21 protein-coding genes are annotated in these 19249 nt (G+C 42.5%); 19 read left to right on the top strand and 2 right to left on the bottom strand.

Annotated elements, in window-relative coordinates; genetic code table 11:
* Positions 1–626 precede the first annotated feature (626 nt).
* The 8 genes from rpmH (at position 627) to noc (ending at position 8119) form a co-directional block, all read left to right on the top strand.
* A complete protein-coding gene (rpmH, locus tag MKY50_RS21240; RefSeq protein WP_003178075.1) occupies positions 627–761 on the top strand; it encodes a 50S ribosomal protein L34 in 135 nt (44 codons plus the stop codon).
* 151 nt (positions 762–912) lie between these two features.
* Positions 913–1263, top strand: a complete 351-nt coding sequence (rnpA, locus tag MKY50_RS21235; RefSeq protein ID WP_003242628.1) for a ribonuclease P protein component — start codon at positions 913–915, stop codon at positions 1261–1263.
* Positions 1264–1407: 144 nt separating this feature from the next.
* Positions 1408–2193, top strand: coding sequence for a YidC family membrane integrase SpoIIIJ (gene spoIIIJ / locus MKY50_RS21230; RefSeq protein WP_010886648.1), 786 nt, complete (start codon positions 1408–1410; stop codon positions 2191–2193).
* On the top strand, positions 2190–2816 hold the full coding sequence (jag, locus tag MKY50_RS21225; protein ID WP_003243764.1) for an RNA-binding cell elongation regulator Jag/EloR: 627 nt from the start codon (positions 2190–2192) through the stop codon (positions 2814–2816). Before spoIIIJ ends, jag begins: the two co-directional genes overlap by 4 nt.
* A 310-nt stretch (positions 2817–3126) precedes the next feature.
* Positions 3127–4506: a tRNA uridine-5-carboxymethylaminomethyl(34) synthesis GTPase MnmE gene (gene mnmE, locus MKY50_RS21220; RefSeq protein WP_046381482.1), complete on the top strand. Its 1380-nt coding sequence runs from the start codon at positions 3127–3129 to the stop codon at positions 4504–4506.
* Between the two features lie 20 nt (positions 4507–4526).
* Complete coding sequence (mnmG, locus tag MKY50_RS21215) at positions 4527–6413, top strand: tRNA uridine-5-carboxymethylaminomethyl(34) synthesis enzyme MnmG (protein WP_003226825.1); 1887 nt, start codon at positions 4527–4529, stop codon at positions 6411–6413.
* Between the two features lie 13 nt (positions 6414–6426).
* Positions 6427–7146 carry a 16S rRNA (guanine(527)-N(7))-methyltransferase RsmG gene (gene rsmG / locus MKY50_RS21210; protein WP_015250777.1) on the top strand — a complete coding sequence of 240 codons (720 nt, stop codon included), beginning with the start codon at positions 6427–6429 and terminating at the stop codon, positions 7144–7146.
* A 121-nt stretch (positions 7147–7267) separates the two neighbouring features.
* Entirely contained in the window at positions 7268–8119 is an 852-nt protein-coding gene (gene noc, locus MKY50_RS21205) for a nucleoid occlusion protein (RefSeq protein WP_003226829.1), read from the top strand.
* 50 nt (positions 8120–8169) lie between these two features.
* Here noc and MKY50_RS21200 read toward each other — a convergent pair whose 3' ends face one another.
* The gene (locus MKY50_RS21200; protein ID WP_128993629.1) at positions 8170–8610 is read right to left on the bottom strand and encodes a PH domain-containing protein; all 441 of its coding nucleotides are present in this window, start codon (positions 8608–8610) and stop codon (positions 8170–8172) included.
* Between the two features lie 247 nt (positions 8611–8857).
* Between MKY50_RS21200 and soj the strand changes: the two genes are divergently transcribed.
* Both soj and spo0J read left to right on the top strand, forming a co-directional pair.
* Entirely contained in the window at positions 8858–9619 is a 762-nt protein-coding gene (soj, locus tag MKY50_RS21195) for a sporulation initiation inhibitor protein Soj (protein WP_003219244.1), read from the top strand.
* The gene (gene spo0J / locus MKY50_RS21190) at positions 9612–10460 is read left to right on the top strand and encodes a stage 0 sporulation protein Spo0J (RefSeq protein WP_003226832.1); all 849 of its coding nucleotides are present in this window, start codon (positions 9612–9614) and stop codon (positions 10458–10460) included. The genes soj and spo0J overlap by 8 nt, the downstream gene beginning before the upstream one ends.
* A gap of 38 nt (positions 10461–10498) precedes the next feature.
* On the opposite strand, the gene yyaC is transcribed toward spo0J, so the two are convergent.
* Positions 10499–11116, bottom strand: a complete 618-nt coding sequence (gene yyaC, locus MKY50_RS21185; RefSeq protein WP_003226834.1) for a spore protease YyaC — start codon at positions 11114–11116, stop codon at positions 10499–10501.
* 441 nt (positions 11117–11557) lie between these two features.
* Here yyaC and MKY50_RS21180 point away from each other — a divergent pair, with 441 nt between their 5' ends.
* From MKY50_RS21180 to ccpB, 9 genes are all read left to right on the top strand, one after another.
* The gene (locus MKY50_RS21180; RefSeq protein ID WP_010886647.1) at positions 11558–12574 is read left to right on the top strand and encodes a YkvI family membrane protein; all 1017 of its coding nucleotides are present in this window, start codon (positions 11558–11560) and stop codon (positions 12572–12574) included.
* A 93-nt stretch (positions 12575–12667) separates the two neighbouring features.
* Entirely contained in the window at positions 12668–12874 is a 207-nt protein-coding gene (locus MKY50_RS21175; RefSeq protein WP_003226838.1) for a DUF951 domain-containing protein, read from the top strand.
* 50 nt (positions 12875–12924) lie between these two features.
* On the top strand, positions 12925–14928 hold the full coding sequence (locus tag MKY50_RS21170) for a molybdopterin-dependent oxidoreductase (protein WP_341117272.1): 2004 nt from the start codon (positions 12925–12927) through the stop codon (positions 14926–14928).
* A 126-nt stretch (positions 14929–15054) separates the two neighbouring features.
* Positions 15055–16155, top strand: coding sequence for a redox-regulated ATPase YchF (gene ychF / locus MKY50_RS21165; RefSeq protein WP_003242727.1), 1101 nt, complete (start codon positions 15055–15057; stop codon positions 16153–16155).
* Positions 16156–16265: 110 nt separating this feature from the next.
* A complete protein-coding gene (gene rpsF, locus MKY50_RS21160; RefSeq protein ID WP_003244064.1) occupies positions 16266–16553 on the top strand; it encodes a 30S ribosomal protein S6 in 288 nt (95 codons plus the stop codon).
* A gap of 40 nt (positions 16554–16593) precedes the next feature.
* Positions 16594–17112 carry a single-stranded DNA-binding protein SsbA gene (ssbA, locus tag MKY50_RS21155; RefSeq protein WP_003219228.1) on the top strand — a complete coding sequence of 173 codons (519 nt, stop codon included), beginning with the start codon at positions 16594–16596 and terminating at the stop codon, positions 17110–17112.
* A 43-nt stretch (positions 17113–17155) separates the two neighbouring features.
* The gene (gene rpsR / locus MKY50_RS21150; protein ID WP_003219224.1) at positions 17156–17395 is read left to right on the top strand and encodes a 30S ribosomal protein S18; all 240 of its coding nucleotides are present in this window, start codon (positions 17156–17158) and stop codon (positions 17393–17395) included.
* A 63-nt stretch (positions 17396–17458) separates the two neighbouring features.
* Positions 17459–18217 carry an exodeoxyribonuclease III gene (gene xth / locus MKY50_RS21145; protein ID WP_064671669.1) on the top strand — a complete coding sequence of 253 codons (759 nt, stop codon included), beginning with the start codon at positions 17459–17461 and terminating at the stop codon, positions 18215–18217.
* 57 nt (positions 18218–18274) lie between these two features.
* A complete protein-coding gene (gene ccpB / locus MKY50_RS21140) occupies positions 18275–19210 on the top strand; it encodes a transcriptional regulator CcpB (RefSeq protein WP_341117271.1) in 936 nt (311 codons plus the stop codon).
* Positions 19211–19249 lie beyond the last annotated feature (39 nt).

The following is a 19249-nucleotide window of genomic DNA, read 5'->3' as shown; positions in this document are numbered from 1 at the left end:
CTTCCGGCACGTCCCTCCTTTTCTTAGAAAATGGCGTCTTTCTCTGTTATAGAACACAAAAAAAGAGCAAATGGCGCTTACCATTCGTACACATTAAATGTTGAAAACATATAATATAGTAGATAAATAGCTTTTCGACAAATTTCACAACTTGTGGACAACCTTCTACACAAGCTGTGTGAAATCAATCCACAACTTATCCACACTTTGTGGATAAAGAGGAAAGGTAGGATTAGTAATCAAGAGTTAAAACACAAATATAATACCAAAATAAACGAGAGCTTGCAATGGTTGTCACAATCTTATCCACAAAGCGGACAACCTGTTGAAAAAACCTTGTCCACAGGGGTTGGTAATGTGAAAATGTTGTCGATAACCTCTGTGGATACTAAAAAAAGCCGAAAAAGATATCCACATGCGTGATTTTAGGGGCAAATTGTTTGAATTTGTCTTTTTTCCGTAAAATTAAGGAATCTAAAAAATAAGGTTTCGAAAGTTGAAAAGGTATGGTATCCTATTATGGTTGCAAGAAATAAAAGCACTAGTGAAGTTGACAATGAATAGGTAACGCAAATATAATAAGTAAGACTGTCTTTAACAGCTATTCCTCGAGGGAGGTGTCATAAATGAAAAGAACATTCCAACCGAATAACCGTAAACGCAGCAAAGTTCATGGCTTCAGAAGCCGTATGAGTTCAAAAAACGGTCGTCTAGTTTTAGCACGCCGTCGCCGCAAAGGCAGAAAAGTATTATCAGCTTAGGCCACTGAATAATGTCAGTGGTCTTTTTTCACGTTATGGGAAAAGATAGATGTGATGCGTAATGAACTGGGGCATGCTTCCTGGTTCAGATGCATCTCATGTTCATAATAAATTTTAAAAGTTTCTGCCAGCCAGTATCGGAGTGAGTCATTTGAAGAAGCGAAATCGTTTAAAGAAAAATGAAGATTTTCAAAAAGTGTTTAAACATGGGACATCAGTTGCAAACCGCCAGTTTGTCTTATATACGCTTGATCAGCCTGAAAATGATGAACTGCGTGTCGGGCTTTCCGTCAGCAAAAAAATTGGCAATGCTGTGATGCGAAATCGGATCAAACGTTTGATTCGGCAGGCCTTTCTTGAGGAGAAAGAGAGACTGAAGGAAAAGGATTACATCATTATTGCCAGAAAACCGGCGAGCCAGCTGACATATGAGGAAACGAAAAAAAGTCTGCAGCATCTATTCAGAAAGTCTTCATTATATAAGAAATCTTCGTCAAAGTAGGCATCACCACTGCTTTCTTACAACTTTTAAAAGCGCTTCCTTTCTGGTTGATCAGAAAAAGACACCATTTAAAACTGAAAGATGCTAAAATACATACAAGTATGCTTTGCAATAAAAGAGTGTAAAGATTAATTATAGGAGGAAATGTTGTTGAAAAGGAGAATAGGGTTGCTATTAAGTATGGTTGGCGTATTCATGCTTTTGGCTGGATGCTCGAGTGTGAAAGAGCCGATCACTGCAGATAGTCCGCATTTCTGGGACAAGTACGTAGTATATCCATTGTCTGAGCTCATTACGTATGTAGCGAAATTGACGGGAGATAACTACGGGCTTTCAATTATTCTAGTTACCATTTTAATTCGTTTATTAATTTTACCGCTGATGATTAAGCAGCTGAGAAGTTCGAAAGCGATGCAGGCTTTACAGCCGGAAATGCAAAAGCTTAAAGAAAAATACAGCTCAAAGGATCAAAAAACGCAGCAAAAGCTTCAACAGGAAACAATGGCTTTATTCCAAAAGCATGGTGTCAATCCATTGGCGGGATGTTTCCCGATTTTGATCCAGATGCCGATTTTAATTGGATTCTATCATGCGATCATGAGAACCCAGGCGATTTCAGAGCATAGCTTCTTATGGTTTGACTTAGGAGAAAAAGATCCTTACTATATTCTTCCTATCGTTGCCGGTGTCGCTACATTTGTTCAGCAAAAACTGATGATGGCTGGCAATGCGCAGCAAAATCCGCAAATGGCGATGATGCTTTGGATTATGCCAATTATGATTATCGTATTTGCGATCAACTTCCCGGCGGCTCTTTCTCTTTATTGGGTAGTTGGTAACTTGTTTATGATTGCGCAAACTTTCCTCATTAAAGGACCTGATATTAAAAAAAATCCTGAGCCGCAAAAAGCCGGAGGAAAGAAAAAGTGAGGAATGTGACTGCTGCAGGGCGAAATGTCGATGAAGCAGTACAGTCCGGATTGCAAGAGTTGGGATTAACGAAGGATAAGGTAGAAATTACTGTTATTGAAGAGGGAAACAAAGGGTTTCTCGGTATTTTCGGTAAAAAGCCTGCGATCGTAAAGCTGGTTGAAAAGATTGATCCGATTCAGCAAGCGAAGTTATATCTTCAAACGATTGCCGAAGCCATTGCCGGGAAGTCTGATGTGACTGTTCAAGAAAGCAAAAAGACAGTGAGATATCATATAACAGGTGAAAAGGCAGCATTGTTGATTGGGAAAAGAGGACAAACTTTAAACGCCCTTGAAACTTTGACACAGCTTGCCCTTAACCGTTATCCAGGCCAATATAAAAATGTGACGGTGGATGCAGAAAACTATCGTTTGAAAAGAAAAGAAACACTGAGCCAGCTGGCCATCAAGCTTGCTGACCAAGTTTTGAAAACGAAAAAATCCATCCAGCTTGAGCCCATGCCGTCCAGCGAAAGAAAAATTATTCACGATACTCTTTCTGGATATGCAAACCACCAGATCAAAACATATTCAATGGGTGAAGGCGAAAATCGTCATCTCGTTATTTCCCATAAAAGATAGCATAAAACCGAAGTCCGATAAAAATTGGATTTCGGTTTTTTTGTATCCGAAAAATCTACTTTTCCTAGTAATATCAAGGTTTTGCCGTTTAAGTTTTTTCTTTTTAGGTGTATCCTGTTGATAAAAAGGAAGTTCAGGAAATAAAATTAATTGTTATTCACATGTGGATAAGTTAAAGTAATAAGGGACGAATTTCTATTTCTGTGGATAACAAATCTTCCACTTCGAACCAAACTATGTTATCTTTTAGTTTTGGCATAATAAAAATTTTTTTATATAGATGAAGTATAAGTAAAGAGAGGTGAACAACATGGATACAATTGCGGCAATTTCCACACCGATGGGAGAAGGCGCGATTGCGATTGTACGGTTGAGCGGACCAGAAGCCATTCAAATCGCAGATAAAATTTATAAGGGACCGAAGGGGAAAACACTCAGCTCGGTCGAATCACATACGATTCATTATGGTCATATCGTAGACAGACCTTCGGATCGTGTCGTTGAGGAAGTAATGGTATCAGTGTTAAAAGCGCCGAGAACTTTTACACGAGAAGATGTCATCGAGATTAACTGTCACGGGGGAATTGTGACTGTGAACCAAGTGCTGCAGCTTGCATTGAGAGAGGGAGCGAGACTGGCAGAGCCTGGTGAATTTACGAAACGTGCGTTTTTAAACGGCCGAATCGATCTTTCACAGGCGGAAGCGGTTATGGACTTAATCAGAGCGAAAACGGACCGGGCAATGAACGTTGCTATGAATCAAATGGAAGGGCGTCTTTCTGCTTTGGTGCGCCGTTTGCGCAGTGAGATTTTAGAAACACTGGCCCATGTTGAGGTGAATATTGATTATCCGGAGTATGATGATGTAGAGGAAATGACGCATCAGATTTTAGTCGAAAAGGCAACCGCCGTGAAAAAGGAAATTGAGACGCTGCTGAGGACTTCTGAGCAAGGAAAAATCTTGCGTGAAGGTCTTTCTACCGTCATTATCGGCCGGCCAAACGTAGGAAAATCATCTCTTCTGAACAGCCTCGTTCATGAGGCAAAAGCCATTGTAACCGATATTCCCGGAACGACACGGGATGTGATTGAGGAATACGTGAATGTAAGGGGCGTTCCGCTTCGTCTGGTTGATACAGCAGGTATTCGTGAAACAGAGGATATTGTTGAGCGAATCGGTGTTGAACGTTCTCGCCAGGTCCTAAAGGAAGCGGACCTGATTTTACTTGTGCTTAATTATAGTGAAGAGCTTTCTGAAGAAGACGTGAAGCTTTTTGAAGCCGTTGAGGGCATGGATGTTATCGTGATTTTGAATAAGACTGACCTTGAGCCAAAGATTGACACTGAACGTGTCCGTGAGCTTGCCAATGGACGTCCAGTTGTTACGACATCTCTTTTAAAAGAGGAAGGCATCAATGATCTGGAAGAAGCGATTCAATCACTGTTCTACACGGGTGCCATTGAAAGCGGTGATCTGACTTATGTCAGCAACACACGTCACATCTCTATTTTACAGCAAGCAAAACGCGCCATTGAAGATGCGCTTAGCGGCATCGAACAGGATGTCCCGATCGACATGGTGCAAATTGACCTTACAAGATGCTGGGAGCTTTTAGGGGAAATCATTGGAGATTCTGTCCACGAAAGCTTAATTGATCAGCTCTTTTCTCAATTCTGTTTAGGAAAATAATTAAAGGAGGAACTAGAATCATGGGGTATGAAGCAGGCCAATACGATGTGATTGTGATTGGCGCCGGGCATGCCGGTGTTGAGGCTGCCCTCGCATCTGCACGCCAAGGCGCCAAAACGCTTGTCTTGACCATCAACCTAGATATGGTTGCATTTATGCCATGTAATCCGTCTGTCGGCGGCCCCGCAAAAGGGATTGTCGTCCGCGAAATTGACGCGCTCGGCGGAGAAATGGGAAGAAACATCGATAAAACACATATTCAAATGAGAATGCTGAATACAGGAAAAGGTCCTGCGGTTCGTGCATTGCGTGCGCAAGCAGACAAATTCCAATATCAGCACGAAATGAAAAATACGCTTGAAAAAGAACCAAACTTAACATTGCTGCAAGGAATTGTGGAGCGGCTGATCGTTGAAGACGGCGAATGCCGAGGCGTTATTACACAAACAGGCGCACATTATCGTGCGAAAGCAGTTGTCATGACGACAGGGACATATTTAAGAGGACGTATCATTCTTGGCGATCTGTCTTACTCAAGCGGCCCGAATAACCAGCAGCCTTCTATTAAGCTTTCTGAGCATTTGGAGGAACTCGGTTTTGACCTTGTTCGTTTTAAAACAGGTACGCCGCCTCGCGTTAAAAGCGACACGATTGATTACAGCAAAACGGAAATTCAGCCTGGTGACGATGTGCCTCGCGCTTTCTCATATGAAACAGTGGAATATATCACAGATCAGCTCCCTTGCTGGCTGACATATACAAGCCCTGAGACACATGAGATTATTGACAGCAACCTGCACCGTTCACCGATGTATTCCGGTATGATCAAAGGTACGGGCCCAAGATACTGCCCATCCATTGAAGACAAAGTTGTCCGTTTTAATGATAAACCGCGTCACCAAATCTTCCTTGAGCCGGAAGGCAGAAATACACAGGAAGTCTATGTCCAAGGTTTATCTACAAGTCTTCCAGAAGACGTACAGCAAAGAATGCTTGCAACGATTCCTGGACTTGAAAACGTGCAAATGATGAGAGCCGGCTATGCGATCGAGTATGATGCAATCGTACCGACACAGCTATGGCCGACACTTGAAACCAAAAAAATCACAAACCTTTATACTGCAGGCCAAATTAACGGAACATCCGGTTATGAAGAAGCTGCGGGACAAGGGATTATGGCGGGAATCAATGCAGGACGAAAAGCGCTTGGAAAAGAAGAAGTAATTCTAAGCCGTTCTGACGCCTATATTGGTGTTCTGATTGATGACCTTGTGACAAAAGGTACCAATGAGCCATATCGTCTTTTGACATCACGTGCGGAATACAGATTGCTGCTTCGCCATGACAATGCTGATTTGCGTCTGACAGAAATCGGACATCGCATTGGATTGATTTCTGATGAGCGCTATGCGGCTTTTGAGAAGAAAAAAGCGGCGATCGAGGCGGAGAAAAAACGTCTTCATTCTGTAATTATCAAGCCGTCTCCGGAAAATCAAGAATATATCCGTTCTCTTGGCGGAAGCGAATTGAAAGATGGAGTTCGCGGCACAGACTTGATGAAACGTCCTGAAATGAACTATGAAACAGTCACAAAACTGGCGCCGCCAGAAGTGCCGGTTCCTCAAGACGTGGCAGAACAAGTAGAAATCCAAGTGAAATATGAAGGATATATTGAAAAATCTCTTCAGCAAGTGGAAAAACTGAAGAAGATGGAAAATAAAAAAATTCCAGACCGAATTGATTATGACGCAATTAAGGGGATTGCGACCGAGGCGCGTCAAAAACTGAAAAATGTACGGCCTTTGTCTGTTGCCCAGGCTTCCCGCATTTCCGGTGTAAACCCGGCGGACATTTCAATTCTATTGGTGTATTTAGAGCAGGGACGCATTGCGAAGATAGCCGAGTAGAAAGGATGACGGCATGAATATTGAAGAATTCACTTCTGGTTTGGCGGAAAAAGGGATCTCCCTTTCTCCCCGTCAGCTGGAGCAATTTGAGCTGTATTACGACATGCTGGTTGAATGGAACGAAAAAATCAATCTGACTTCAATAACAGAGAAAAAAGAAGTGTATTTAAAGCATTTTTATGATTCCATTACAGCTGCTTTTTATGTCGACTTCAATCAGGTGAACACGATTTGTGATGTCGGAGCGGGAGCGGGTTTTCCAAGTCTGCCGATAAAAATATGCTTTCCGCACCTCAATGTCACAATCGTGGATTCACTGAATAAACGGATCACGTTTTTAGAAAAGTTATCTGAGGCTTTGCAATTGGAGAATACAACATTCTGCCATGACAGAGCTGAAACGTTCGGGCAACGGAAAGACGTGCGTGAAAGCTATGATATTGTGACGGCGCGAGCAGTTGCGAGATTATCTGTTTTGAGTGAGCTTTGCTTGCCTCTGGTGAAGAAAAACGGTTTATTTGTTGCTTTAAAAGCCGCATCAGCGGAAGAAGAACTGAATGCAGGCAAAAAAGCAATCACGACGCTTGGAGGAGAACTTGAGAATATCCATTCTTTTAAGCTGCCTATTGAAGAAAGCGATCGTAATATTATGGTGATACGCAAAATAAAAAATACACCTAAGAAGTATCCAAGAAAACCGGGAACTCCTAATAAATCGCCAATTGAAGGGTAATTTAGACAGCCTGATATGACAATACCATCATATTTTCATCAAAATTGATGGATGTACAGCAGGAAAAACCATGAGAAAATAGAATTATAAAAATGGCAGTTTTTAAAGGTGGTGTAGGTACATGAAGCATTCATTCTCTCGTTTCTTCGGGCTTGGTGAGAAGGAACAGGAGCCGGAGATTGCTGAACATGATACAAACAAAGAAGAGATTCTGGAAATACCGGTAAATGCTATCGTTCCCAACCGTTTTCAGCCACGCACCATTTTCTCAGATGAAAAAATCAAAGAGTTAGCAATGACCATTCATACACACGGCATTATTCAGCCGATTGTTGTTAGGCATACAGAAGAAGAAGGCCAATACGAACTCATTGCAGGTGAAAGACGCTGGAGAGCGGTGCAATCGCTTGAGTGGGAAAAGATTCCGGCAATTATTAAGGATTTTTCCGACACGGAAACCGCTTCTGTGGCGTTAATCGAAAACTTGCAGCGGGAAGAACTGTCTTCTATTGAGGAAGCGCATGCTTATGCTAGGCTGCTTGAGCTGCATGATTTAACACAGGAGGCACTCGCACAGCGCTTAGGAAAAGGGCAGTCTACAATCGCGAATAAGCTTCGGTTATTAAAGCTGCCTCAGCCGGTCCAAGAGGCGATTATGGAGAAGAAAATCACCGAGCGCCACGCCAGAGCGCTGATTCCGCTGAAACAGCCTGAGCTCCAAGTCACACTGCTCACAGAGATTATTGAGAAAAGTTTAAATGTAAAGCAGACGGAAGACCGCGTGGTGAAAATGCTGGAGCAAGGCCAGAGAAAACCAAAGCCGAGACGCAAAGCATTCAGCAGAGATACAAGAATTGCGATGAACACGATTCGCCAGTCACTATCAATGGTAGAAGACAGCGGTGTAAAATTGAATACGGAAGAAGAAGAATTTGAAGAATATATTCAATTAACGATTCGCATACCAAAATAGAAGCTCTCCTGAAAAGCAGGAGAGCTTTTTATATTTTTAATAAAAGGTAATCACTTACTTTTAGTGAAAATTATTATATTAGAATTCTTGTCTTTGAGCTTGTGGATAAATTCTTCAGATTTTTGCGGTGAAATCACTGCATGTCCCCATCCCCCCTGATAATATATTGTGATGGCATGGCGAGAGCCGATCAGACGAAAACCGGACCACAGTTTCTTTTTTTGAACGACTTTATCGATGTTTTCATAAGGAATTTGATGTTTGATCAATCCGGCTTTAATGATCAGATGGTGTTCCTTCAATACATATTTTAGGTCAATAAAGCTCCAAATGATGAGTCCATTTAAAAGAGTCAGCAGAATAAAAATGATCCAGCCGGAAACTCTCATATTTCCCAGCACAAAAGGAACAATGGCATCTGCTTGTATCAGTAATATGAGAAACACAATCATCAGCGTAACGGGTACATCTCTCTTCGTTTGATAAACCATTTTCTCACCATCCTGTTTCCACGTTCTGTACTGTGACTTCTTCTTTTTTTCTTTAAGAAATTCCTTTTTTAAGTCAAAAAAACATAGAAATTGCAGAATTTATAAGAGAAAGCATAAAGCGTGCTTGAATTTTCAATTATTTCCCTTCTGATTCGGAACAAAATGATGAAAAAAATGAAACGCTTTAATCTTTTTTTGATAGAATAGAAGCAAGATAGTACATGTTCATGTGAAAGTAGGTGACATCGTGGGAAAAATCATAGCAATTACGAACCAAAAAGGCGGGGTCGGCAAAACAACGACGTCTGTCAACCTTGGGGCATGTTTGGCTTACATAGGGAAAAGGGTTCTGCTGGTAGATATTGATCCGCAGGGAAATGCGACAAGCGGATTAGGGATTGAAAAAGCCGATGTAGAGCAGTGTGTGTACGATATTTTAGTAGATGATGCAGATGTAATAGATATTATTAAAGCAACGACAGTAGAGAACTTGGATGTGATTCCTGCGACGATTCAGCTTGCAGGGGCTGAGATCGAGCTGGTTCCTACAATATCAAGAGAAGTGAGATTGAAGAGAGCGCTTGAAGCAGTAAAGCAAAATTATGATTATATTATCATTGATTGTCCGCCGTCATTGGGCTTGCTGACGATTAACGCCCTTACTGCCTCGGATTCCGTTGTGATTCCTGTACAGTGCGAATATTATGCCTTGGAGGGTCTCAGCCAGTTATTAAATACAGTACGTCTTGTGCAAAAGCATTTGAATACTGATTTAATGATTGAAGGTGTATTGCTGACAATGCTTGATGCCCGGACAAACCTTGGCATTCAAGTGATTGAAGAGGTTAAAAAGTATTTTAGGGATAAAGTATATAAGACAGTTATTCCGCGTAATGTCCGTCTGAGTGAGGCACCGAGTCACGGAAAACCCATCATTTTATACGATCCGCGGTCAAGAGGTGCGGAAGTATATTTAGATTTAGCAAAGGAAGTGGCTGCGAATGGCTAAAGGCCTTGGAAAAGGGATTAATGCGTTATTTAATCAGGTAGATTTGTCTGAAGAGACAGTTGAAGAAATTAAAATTGCCGATTTACGCCCTAATCCTTATCAGCCAAGAAAACACTTTGATGACGAGGCATTAGCTGAACTAAAAGAATCTGTGCTGCAGCATGGCATTCTTCAGCCGCTTATCGTCAGAAAATCTTTAAAAGGCTATGATATTGTTGCGGGTGAACGGCGTTTTCGAGCGGCAAAGCTGGCAGGTTTAGATACAGTTCCGGCCATTGTCCGTGAATTATCAGAGGCGTTAATGAGGGAAATTGCTTTATTAGAAAACCTTCAGCGTGAAGATTTATCTCCGCTTGAAGAGGCTCAGGCATATGACTCCTTGTTGAAACACTTAGATCTCACACAAGAGCAGCTTGCCAAACGTCTTGGGAAAAGCAGACCGCATATTGCGAATCATTTAAGACTGCTGACACTGCCAGAAAATATTCAGCAGCTTATTGCCGAAGGTACGCTTTCTATGGGACATGGACGCACGCTTCTTGGCTTAAAAAACAAAAATAAGCTTGAACCGCTGGTACAAAAAGTGATTGCGGAGCAGCTCAATGTTCGCCAGCTTGAGCAGCTGATTCAGCAGTTGAATCAGAATGTTCCACGTGAAACAAAGAAAAAAGAACCTGTGAAAGATGCGGTTCTAAAAGAACGAGAATCCTATCTCCAAAATTATTTTGGAACAACAGTTAATATTAAAAGACAGAAGAAAAAAGGCAAAATCGAAATTGAATTTTTCTCTAATGAAGACCTTGACCGGATTTTAGAGCTTTTGTCTGAACGAGAATCATAAATGAAAAAACCATCTTTCAAACGAAGATGGTTTTTGTTTTATATGCGCCCAGTGAGCCTTTGCAGCGGGTTAATGCGTTCTTGCCTCCACTCTGTCCGATCTGTTAAACTCAAACCTTCCGCTAGAACATTTGCCATATTCATGACCAAGTTGAGTCTAGTATTTTGCAATACAAAATATTCCATAAACCCGCTAACATTCACGATTCCGTTAATATGAAGATCTCCCACTTCAGGAAGGTCTTTTTGTACACCGGCTCCGGGCTTTAATGGCCCGTCCCCGATTTGAAATGAACCCACACTCTTAACGCGGCCTAAGCATGCATCGACTGCTATAACAAATGGGTTTTTATGTAATTTATGAATGTCATTGATTTTATCCTTCATGTTCACAGCATGGACGGGGTCAGATAAGGTTCCGTAGACATGGAATCTGGTGAGCTGCATCTGTTTGAGTTTCATTCCTACGAGCGGGCCCAATGAATCACCGGTTGAACGGTCTGTTCCGATACAAACCACAACAATTGGTTTGCCGGCAGCTTTACGTAAGGATGAAGAAAGGATGGTTTGGATTTGTTTTGCCGCTGCAGCATCTGTATGTGAAACATATTGCTTTACTCGTTCCTGAGAGGAAAAAAGCCCGCCTTTTCGATTCATGGGTTTCACTTCCTTGTTATAGTAGGTAACAGAATTGCTATGGTGTGTGTTTCGTTATGTAAGGTTGTTTACAGTATATCCAGCAGTACGGTTTTTTATGCTTTGTGTATGGCACCGGAGATTTTAAAAAAGTAGAGGGCATGATATGAATGGTTAGTGGGCGATTACAAGTATTGTCCCTCATTGCCTCGATCATGATCAAGCAATTGTCTGCTTATGAAACACTTTATAGATAGGAATGGTTAATGAGGTTCATTCCTTCATTCCACTGCAAAATGATATATTTTTAGACTGCCTCCATTAGCAGTCTTTTTTTATGTGTATTTCGTATGATAATTTCACCTTGTGTTCAAATGTCTATGAAAATATGGCATGTTTGCTTTCCTTTATTTATATAGTAACAATAACGGGAACAAGCTGAACTTTGTCTATGAGGTGATAGTGTTGTGGAGAGCCGGAATGAAGTGGATGCTGCTCATATTAGGGAGCCTGATTGGGGCCGGATATGCGAGCGGTCAGGAGATATGGCAGTTTTTTGGGGCGGAAAGCGGACTTGCTATTGTGCTGTTTACAATTATGTTCATTTTCTCGTCTTATATTGTGATGAAAATCAGTTTTAAGGTTCAATCCACTCATTTTCTGCCGGTTCTGGAGCATTTAATGGGGCCATGGCTGGCGAAAATTTATGATGTCCTCATCATTTTTTATTTGTTTTCGACGACTATGGTGATGATTGCCGGAGGCGGTGTGACCCTGCAAATGTACAAGCTTCCTTTCTGGTGGGGAATCACGCTGATTTGCATCGTGACAGTGTGTTTGTTTTTGTGGGATGTGAAAGGAATATTATCTATAAATAGTATTTTGATTCCTGTGTTAGTAGCGGGGCTTTTATATGCGCTGATCTCCTTTCAGAGCACACATCACCATACGTGGACGATTGATTTGTCCCAGCAGTATAACTGGCCTGCGAGCATTACGTTTACCTCTTTAAACATCCTTTCAGTTGTTGCGATTTTATCCTCTGTTGGGAAAGAGATGAAAGGGCTCGGAGAAGCAAAAATCGCAAGTGTGGCAAGCGGTCTTATTTTTGGCGTGATCTCATTTGTTTATAATGAAACGTTGGTGGAGCTGGCGGGCTCCCTTTCTCAGTTTGAAATACCGCTGTTTGCCGTTCTGGAGGGTGCGCCTTATTTCCTTTTTTTATGTATGACGGCGGTGCTGTGCCTGGCGATTTACACGACGACGGTAGCTGGTTTGCTGGGGCTGTCCAGCCGGCTGATGGCGTTTATTCATATGCCGAGATGGATGATTGTGTTGATTTTGTTAGTGTTAATGGTACCTTTTACTTCTTTCGGATTTTCTGATTTGATCGCGTTCTTGTATCCGATATATGGGATGCTCAATTTGTATTTGTTAGTTTGTCTGCTCTTATATCCTATTTTGAGTAAATGGAAATAAGAGGATGTATTTCTTTTCGGGTATCTTGATTGCTCTTATGATCAGTTTTTTTGTACAATAGATACAGCAGTTTAGGAAAAGAGGTGAAGGGTCTTGGCGGATAAAGACTTTGGCCTGAATGATATCGTAGAAATGAAAAAACCGCATCCATGCGGAGCGAACAGCTGGAAAATTATACGCATGGGAATGGATATTCGAATTAAGTGTGAGGGATGCTCTCACAGTGTTATGATTCCGAGAAGAGAATTTGAAAGAAAACTAAAAAAAGTACTAGTCAAGCATGAGGAGCCTACTTCATAAATAGGCCGACACTCATGCTTTTTCATATAGAAGGTAAGGAGAAGACGGCGATGAGCAAAGTGCATCAGTCGGCATGTCCGCTGAATTGTTGGGACAGCTGCGGCTTTTTGGTGACTGTTGATGATGGAAAGGTAACAAAAGTGGACGGAGATCCAAACCATCCGATTACGGAAGGTAAAATCTGCGGCCGCGGCAGAATGCTTGAGACAAAAACAAATTCGCCTGATCGGCTTCGCTATCCAATGAAAAAACAAAATGGCGAGTTTGTGCGGATTTCTTGGGAGCAGGCACTTGATGAAATTGCCGATAAACTTCGGGAAATCAAGGAAACGTCGGAGACGACTGCTGTTTTGCACAGCCATGATTATGCGAATAACGGTCTGTTAAAAGCACTTGATCAGCGTTTTTTTAATGGATATGGCGGCGTGACCGAAATCGTCGGAAGCATATGCTGGGGCTCCGGCATCGAGGCGCAAAGCTGGGATTTTGGCCGTTCGTACGGTCACGGACCGCTTGATATTTACAACAGCAAGCATGTTGTTGTGTGGGGAAGAAATGTATCAAGAACAAATATGCACTTATACCATCACTTGCAGCAGGTGAAAAAGAAGGGCGCCACGATTACGGTGATTGATCCGATCTTCAACCCGACTGCTAAGCTTGCCGATCGCTATATCTCTGTAAAGCCTGGAATGGACGGCTGGCTTGCGGCAGCCGTTTTGAAGGTTCTGATTGAGACGGGAAGAACGGATGAAACGTTTATTTCTGAGCATTCTGTCGGTTTTGATGATGTGAAAGAGCTTTTGAAGACCGTTTCTCTGGAAGAGTTAATTTTGAAAACAGAAACTTCTATGGAGGAGCTGGAGTATTTGGCCGGTTTGTATGCTGATGGTCCGGTGTCTACTTTTATGGGGCTTGGCATGCAGCGATATAAAAACGGCGGGGGAACGATTCGTTGGATTGATGCACTTGTGGCGGCAAGCGGAAATGTCGGAATTAAGGGCGGCGGCGCGAATTTCGGAAATGTCCAGATTGGTGAGAGCTTTGCAAAAACAAAGCTGACGCTGCCGGAATTAAAAACAACATCCCGTTCTTTTTCAATGATGACACAGGCTGAAGAAGTGTTGACCGCTGCTGATCCTGCGATTGAGATGATTATTGTGACGTGCGGAAATCCGCTGACTCAGGTGCCGAATACAAATAAGGTGAGACAAGCTTTTGAAAAGGTTCCAATGACGGTCGCGATTGATTCCATTATGACGGATACCGCAGAGCTGTGTGATTATGTTTTGCCGAGTGCCACTGTTTTTGAAGAAGAAGATATCTACTATTCCAGTATGTATCATCATTATGTTCAGTACGGGAAGAAGCTTGTGGAGCCGCAGGGTGAAGCGAAGTCGGACAGCTGGATCTGGTCAGAGCTTGCAAAACGCCTTGGATTTGGAGAGCTGTTTGAATACAGCACTCAAGAATTTTTAGAGATGGGGCTTTCTTCATTGGAAGCAGAGGGTGTGACACTCGAGCGTTTAAAAGAAAAAGGCCACCTCCCTCTTCCAGTAAAACAGGTGCCGTGGGATGATTATCAGTTTTTGACGCCGAGTGGAAAATTTGAATTTACTTCGTCGCTAGCTGAGCAAAAGGGATTTAGCGGCTCGCTTCAATTAAATGTGCCCGAAGAATCTGTTTTCCATAATGAGGAGTTAGCTGAAAAGTACCCTTATACGCTGTTATCCATTCATCCGCAGCGTTCCAACCATTCACAGCATGTGCCGTTTATTGAAAAGCTTCAGCACGTTCAGGTCGATATTTCTCCAGATATAGCGGCTGAGCAGAATCTTCAGGATGGAGACGAGGTTGTCATCTTTAATGACCGCGGACGCTTGAAGGGCAAGGTGAAATTGATGAAACAGGCTCATGCGAAGACGATTAATATAGATGAAGGCATGTGGGCGGCTTTTGGAGGGTCAGTCAATGCACTGACAAATGATACAAATTCTGATAATGGAATGGGAAGTACGCTTTTTGACTGTTTAGTAGGCTTGAAAAAAGCATAATCAAAGGGATTGGCAGGCTGAAAATGCTTTTTTGTCAGCTTGTCTTTTCCAGTGAACCTCCTTATAATTGCTCTAGGTTCAAAATACGCTCATACAATGACGGTTTTATATAGAGGAGATGAAAGAATGGCTTTAACAGCTGGAATTGTTGGTTTGCCGAACGTCGGAAAATCAACACTATTTAACGCAATTACACAGGCCGGTGCCGAATCAGCCAACTACCCGTTCTGTACAATTGATCCGAACGTGGGAATTGTAGAGGTGCCGGATGATCGTCTGCAAAAGCTGACTGAGCTGGTCAACCCGAAGAAGACTGTGCCGACTGCTTTTGAATTCACTGATATTGCAGGGATTGTAAAGGGCGCATCTAAAGGAGAAGGACTCGGCAACAAGTTCCTATCTCATATTCGCCAAGTTGACGCGATTTGCCACGTTGTCCGTGCTTTTTCCGATGACAACATTACACACGTTTCCGGAAAGGTTGATCCGATTGATGACATTGAAACGATCAACCTTGAGCTGATCCTCGCTGATATGGAAACGGTTGAAAAGCGGATTACACGCGTCAGCAAGCTTGCGAAGCAAAAAGATAAAGACGCTGTATTTGAGTTTGAGATTTTATCTAAACTGAAAGAAGCGTTTGAGAGTGAAAAGCCTGCTCGATCTGTAGAATTCACTGAAGAGCAGCAAAAGCTTGTGAAGCAGCTCCATTTACTGACTTCGAAGCCTATTTTGTACGTGGCCAACGTAAGTGAAGATGAAGTTGCTGATCCATCTGGCAATGAAAATGTAGCGAAGATTCGCGAGTACGCTGCCGGCGAAAACGCAGAAGTTATCGTTGTGTGTGCAAAAATCGAATCTGAAATCGCTGAGCTTGAAGGCGAAGAAAAGCAAATGTTCTTGGAAGAGCTGGGCATTCAAGAATCAGGTCTTGATCAGCTGATCAAAGCGTCTTACTCTCTTCTCGGCCTCGCAACATATTTCACAGCCGGAGAACAGGAAGTCAGAGCTTGGACATTCAAAAAAGGCATGAAAGCCCCTGAGTGTGCAGGAATTATTCATAGTGACTTTGAGCGAGGCTTCATTCGCGCTGAGACAGTTGCTTATGAGGATCTTCTTGCGGGCGGCGGTATGGCAGGAGCCAAAGAAGCAGGAAAAGTCCGCCTCGAAGGGAAAGAATATGTGGTTCAAGACGGAGATGTTATTCATTTCCGATTTAATGTATAGGATGCAGTTGTAAAGGGACAAGAGCTTTGGTATAATATAAAATTGTGAGTAATAGAATTATTGCTCCTTGCCCATTATGGGCCGCTTAGTCCAAAAGGAGGTGCAAACAGATGAGAAAGTACGAAGTTATGTACATTATCCGCCCAAACATTGACGAAGAGTCTAAAAAAGCAGTTATCGAGCGTTTCAACAACGTTCTGACTTCTAACGGTGCGGAGATCACTGGAACAAAGGATTGGGGTAAACGTCGTCTTGCTTACGAAATCAACGATTTCCGCGACGGTTTCTACCAAATCGTAAACGTTCAATCTGACGCTGCGGCAGTTCAAGAATTTGACCGTCTAGCTAAGATCAGTGACGATATCATTCGCCACATTGTTGTTAAAGAAGAAGAATAAGCAATTTTGAAATATATAATGGTAAAAGGTGGTCTTTCTTATGCTTAACCGAGTTGTATTAGTCGGAAGACTGACAAAAGACCCAGAGCTTCGTTATACGCCAAACGGTGCGGCTGTTGCTACGTTTACTCTTGCTGTGAATCGTACATTTACGAACCAGTCCGGAGAACGTGAGGCCGATTTCATTAATTGTGTCACTTGGAGAAGACAAGCCGAAAACGTTGCAAACTTCTTGAAAAAAGGAAGCCTTGCAGGCGTAGATGGCCGTTTACAAACAAGAAACTATGAAAACCAGCAAGGACAGCGTGTCTTCGTGACAGAGGTCCAAGCTGAAAGTGTTCAATTTCTTGAGCCGAAAAACGGCGGCGGTTCTGGTTCAGGTGGATACAACGAAGGAAACAGCGGCGGAGGCCAGTACTTTGGCGGAGGCCAAAATGATAATCCATTTGGGGGAAATCAAAACAACCAGAGACGCAATCAGGGGAACAGCTTTAATGATGACCCATTTGCCAACGACGGCAAACCGATTGACATCTCGGATGATGATCTTCCATTCTAATGTGATTATCACCTAAAATGAAAAAGAAAGGAGGGAAATGACAATGGCAGGAGGACGCAGAGGCGGTCGTGCGAAACGCCGTAAAGTGTGTTATTTCACTTCTAACGGTATCACGCACATCGACTACAAAGATGTAGATCTTCTTAAAAAGTTTGTTTCTGAACGCGGTAAAATTTTACCACGTCGTGTAACTGGAACAAACGCTAAATACCAACGTAAATTGACTGCAGCGATCAAACGCGCACGTCAAATGGCTTTACTTCCATACGTAAGCGGTGAGTAAGCTGATACGTAAAGAGCAAGGACCTTCGGGTTCTTGCTCTTTTTTATAGGGGGAGGATGAAACATGAAGTTGATTTCATGGAATGTAAACGGCCTGCGGGCTGTGATGAGAAAAATGGATTTCCTCTCTTATTTGAAAGAAGAGGATGCAGATATTATATGTCTTCAGGAAACGAAGATACAGGACGGCCAGGTTGATCTCCAGCCTGAAGGCTATCATGTGTACTGGAATTATGCAGTGAAAAAAGGATATTCCGGCACAGCTGTTTTTTCTAAGCAAGAACCGCTGCAGGTCATCTACGGTATCGGAGTAGAAGAGCATGACCAAGAAGGCAGAGTGATTACGCTGGAATTTGAAAACGTGTTTGTGATGACTGTTTACACGCCCAATTCCAGAAGGGGATTAGAGCGGATTGATTACCGCATGCAATGGGAAGAGGCTTTATTGTCTTATATTCTTGAATTGGATCAGAAAAAACCAGTGATTTTATGCGGTGATTTGAATGTAGCCCATCAGGAGATTGATTTGAAAAATCCAAAGGCGAACCGGAATAACGCTGGATTTTCAGATCAAGAAAGAGGGGCATTCACTCGTTTCTTAGAAGCTGGCTTTGTTGATTCTTTCCGTCATGTTTATCCTGATCTTGAAGGCGCTTATTCCTGGTGGTCGTATCGTGCCGGCGCCCGGGACAGAAATATTGGATGGCGGATTGATTATTTTGTTGTTTCTGAAAGCCTTAAGGAACAGATTGAAGATGCCAGCATATCAGCGGACGTCATGGGTTCCGACCATTGTCCTGTTGAACTTATCATCAATATATGATGAGATAGCAGTAAGGATTTTACACTTACTGCTTTTTTTAATGAAAAGGAGAAAGAGATGGCAAATATAAAAGAGATCGCAAGACTGGCAAATGTATCTGTTTCGACTGTCTCGCGTGTATTGAATCATCATCCGTATGTATCTGAAGAAAAGAGAAAGCTTGTTCATCAAGTCATGAAGGAATTGGATTATACACCAAATCGAACCGCAATCGATCTCATTCGCGGGAAAACCCATACAGTCGGTGTGATTCTGCCTTATAGCGATCATCCCTGCTTTGATAAAATCGTTAACGGAATCACCAAAGCGGCTTTTCAGCATGAGTATGCAACGACCCTTCTCCCCACCAATTATAACCCCGATATTGAAATCAAATATTTAGAGCTGTTAAGAACGAAGAAAATAGACGGTCTCATCATTACTTCCCGCGCCAATCATTGGGACAGCATTTTAGCTTATCAGGAATATGGGTCGGTCATCGCTTGTGAGGATACCGGAGATATTGATGTACCTTGTGCTTTTAATGACAGAAAAGCTGCTTATGCAGAGAGCTTTCGCTATTTAAAGAGCCGCGGACATGAGAATATTGCTTTTACGTGTGTCAGAGAAGCTGATAGGAGCCCGAGCACGGCTGATAAAGCTGCGGCCTATAAAGCTGTCTGCGGAAGGTTGGAAGACCGCCATATGCTGTCCGGGTGCAACGATATGAATGATGGTGAGCTGGCAGCTGAACATTTTTATATGAGCGGACGGGTTCCGACTGCTATTTATGCAAATAGTGATGAAGTGGCAGCTGGAATTCATCTATTTGCCAAAAAGAATAATTGGGATGTTGAAATCATAGGCGAGGGGAATACTTCTATCAGCCGTGTTCTTGGTTTTCCGTCGCTTGATTTGAACCTTGAGCAGCTCGGCATCGCAGCATTTTCTCTATTTTTGCAGGATGAACCCGCTGATATCAAAATTCAGCATAAATTTAAGAAAAAAGCTTGAACTGAAATGCATTTCATACCTTATAACTTCATTGAAGGC

Origin of the sequence: Bacillus sp. FSL R7-0685 (assembly GCF_038002425.1) — a bacterium.
In the GTDB taxonomy this organism is placed as follows: domain Bacteria; phylum Bacillota; class Bacilli; order Bacillales; family Bacillaceae; genus Bacillus; species Bacillus subtilis.
This window is presented reverse-complemented; position numbering and strand designations above follow the sequence as displayed.

Bases quoted from the DNA above. Each gene is read 5' to 3' on its own strand.
- spo0J (WP_003226832.1), top strand. From the start codon at position 9,612: ATGGCTAAAGGCCTTGGAAAAGGGATTAATGCGTTATTTAATCAGGTA.
- yyaC (WP_003226834.1), bottom strand. From the start codon at position 11,116: ATGAATCGAAAAGGCGGGCTTTTTTCCTCTCAGGAACGAGTAAAGCAA.
- rsmG (WP_015250777.1), top strand. From the start codon at position 6,427: ATGAATATTGAAGAATTCACTTCTGGTTTGGCGGAAAAAGGGATCTCC.
- ssbA (WP_003219228.1), top strand. From the start codon at position 16,594: ATGCTTAACCGAGTTGTATTAGTCGGAAGACTGACAAAAGACCCAGAG.
- MKY50_RS21200 (WP_128993629.1), bottom strand. From the start codon at position 8,610: ATGGTTTATCAAACGAAGAGAGATGTACCCGTTACGCTGATGATTGTG.
- MKY50_RS21170 (WP_341117272.1), top strand. From the start codon at position 12,925: ATGAGCAAAGTGCATCAGTCGGCATGTCCGCTGAATTGTTGGGACAGC.
- mnmG (WP_003226825.1), top strand. From the start codon at position 4,527: ATGGGGTATGAAGCAGGCCAATACGATGTGATTGTGATTGGCGCCGGG.
- rpsF (WP_003244064.1), top strand. From the start codon at position 16,266: ATGAGAAAGTACGAAGTTATGTACATTATCCGCCCAAACATTGACGAA.
- spoIIIJ (WP_010886648.1), top strand. From the start codon at position 1,408: ATGTTGTTGAAAAGGAGAATAGGGTTGCTATTAAGTATGGTTGGCGTA.
- xth (WP_064671669.1), top strand. From the start codon at position 17,459: ATGAAGTTGATTTCATGGAATGTAAACGGCCTGCGGGCTGTGATGAGA.
- ccpB (WP_341117271.1), top strand. From the start codon at position 18,275: ATGGCAAATATAAAAGAGATCGCAAGACTGGCAAATGTATCTGTTTCG.
- rpmH (WP_003178075.1), top strand. From the start codon at position 627: ATGAAAAGAACATTCCAACCGAATAACCGTAAACGCAGCAAAGTTCAT.
- mnmE (WP_046381482.1), top strand. From the start codon at position 3,127: ATGGATACAATTGCGGCAATTTCCACACCGATGGGAGAAGGCGCGATT.
- ychF (WP_003242727.1), top strand. From the start codon at position 15,055: ATGGCTTTAACAGCTGGAATTGTTGGTTTGCCGAACGTCGGAAAATCA.
- noc (WP_003226829.1), top strand. From the start codon at position 7,268: ATGAAGCATTCATTCTCTCGTTTCTTCGGGCTTGGTGAGAAGGAACAG.
- rpsR (WP_003219224.1), top strand. From the start codon at position 17,156: ATGGCAGGAGGACGCAGAGGCGGTCGTGCGAAACGCCGTAAAGTGTGT.